General features: G+C 62.2%; 1 protein-coding gene. It reads left to right on the top strand.

The genetic code is table 11. The annotated features are described in order from the left end of the window. The first annotated feature begins 10 nt into the window (after nucleotides 1–10). On the top strand, nucleotides 11–1,075 hold the full coding sequence (locus tag CT676_RS43620) for an IS110 family transposase (RefSeq protein WP_135217353.1): 1,065 nt from the start codon (nucleotides 11–13) through the stop codon (nucleotides 1,073–1,075). Nucleotides 1,076–1,480: the final 405 nt, after the last annotated feature.

Raw genomic sequence — 1,480 nt, 5'->3', positions numbered from 1 at the left:
GGAGCACGCCATGTCCCAGACACTCAATACCGCGATCGCCGTGATCGGCATCGATATCGGCAAAAACTCGTTCCATGTCGTGGGCCACGATGCGCGCGGTGCCATCGTGCTGCGGCAAAAGTGGTCGCGTGGCCAGGTGGAGGCGCGGCTCGCCAATATGCCGCCTTGCCTGATCGGCATGGAAGCCTGCGTCGGCGCACATCATTTGAGCCGCAAACTCGCATCGCTTGGTCACGATGCCAGGCTGATGCCGGCCAAATATGTCCGCCCTTATAGCAAGGGACAGAAGAACGACTTCAACGATGCCGAAACGATTGCCGAAGCCGTGCAGCGCCCAACGATGAAGTTCGTGGCGACCAAGACAGTGGAGCAACTGGATCTGCAGGCGCTGCATCGGGTGCGCGAGCGGCTGGTGTCGCAACGCACCGGCATCATCAACCAGATTCGCGCCTTCATGCTGGAACGCGGGATCACGGTGCGCCAGGGTATCGGCTTCCTGCGCACAGAACTGCCCACCATCCTTGCGACGCGCACCGATGCCCTGTCGCCACGCATGTTGCGTGTCATCGAGGAGTTGACAGGCGACTGGCGTCAGCTGGATCAGCGCATCGATAGCCTCTCCGGCGAGATCGAAGCACTGGCCCGTCAAGATCAGGCATGTTCGCGCCTGATGACGGTGCCTGGCATCGGGCCGATCATTTCGAGCGCCATGGTGGCCGCGATCGGCACTGGAGACGTCTTCTCCAAAGGCCGTGACTTCGGCGCCTGGCTCGGACTGGTGCCCAAGCAGATCTCGACGGGAGACCGCACGATCCTCGGCAAAATCTCAAGGCGCGGCAATCGCTACCTGCGCGTTCTGTTCGTGCAGGCGGCATGGGTTGTGCTGGTCAGGATCAAGAACTGGGAACGTTACGGACTCAGATCTTGGATCGAAGCCGCCAAGAAGCGATTGCACCACAACGTGCTGGCGATCGCACTCGCCAACAAGCTTGCCCGCATCGCCTGGGCGGTGCTGGCTAAAGGACGCGCCTTCGAGCTGACAAGGACCAACGATGCAGGCGTCCGACCCGCTTGATCCTCGCGCCGTGCTCGGCGCGGTCAAGGCGCGGCCTGGCAACGCCGGAGCCAGCCGCAAGCCAAGCGCAACGGCCGGCCTTGACCGCCCGTGCGCGCGACGCGACGCACGTCCTGCGGGCCGGGACGAAGGAACGGCCCCTGGCTCGAACACAGGAACTACGAGGTAGGAGGAGCATGCGATGACGTAACCCCATCAACAGGTTCCAGCCGAGGTCTGCGAGAGGATGAGACGAGATGGAGGTCCGGTCTTCCCGGCGCATGCGAACACTGGTGACCCAAATGGCCCAATCGAGGCCTGTCCGCTAATGAGAACGCACGCGCGCTGATATCCATGATGGCCCGGAGCAAATGCTCCAATCAAAGGCCGGATACATTGATGCAAGACCACTCACCACCTGATCGA

Source organism: Bradyrhizobium sp. MOS001, assembly GCF_004634465.1.
Taxonomy (GTDB): Bacteria; Pseudomonadota; Alphaproteobacteria; order Rhizobiales; family Xanthobacteraceae; genus Bradyrhizobium; species Bradyrhizobium barranii.
This window is presented reverse-complemented; position numbering and strand designations above follow the sequence as displayed.

Bases quoted from the DNA above. Each gene is read 5' to 3' on its own strand.
- CT676_RS43620 (WP_135217353.1), top strand. From the start codon at position 11: ATGTCCCAGACACTCAATACCGCGATCGCCGTGATCGGCATCGATATC.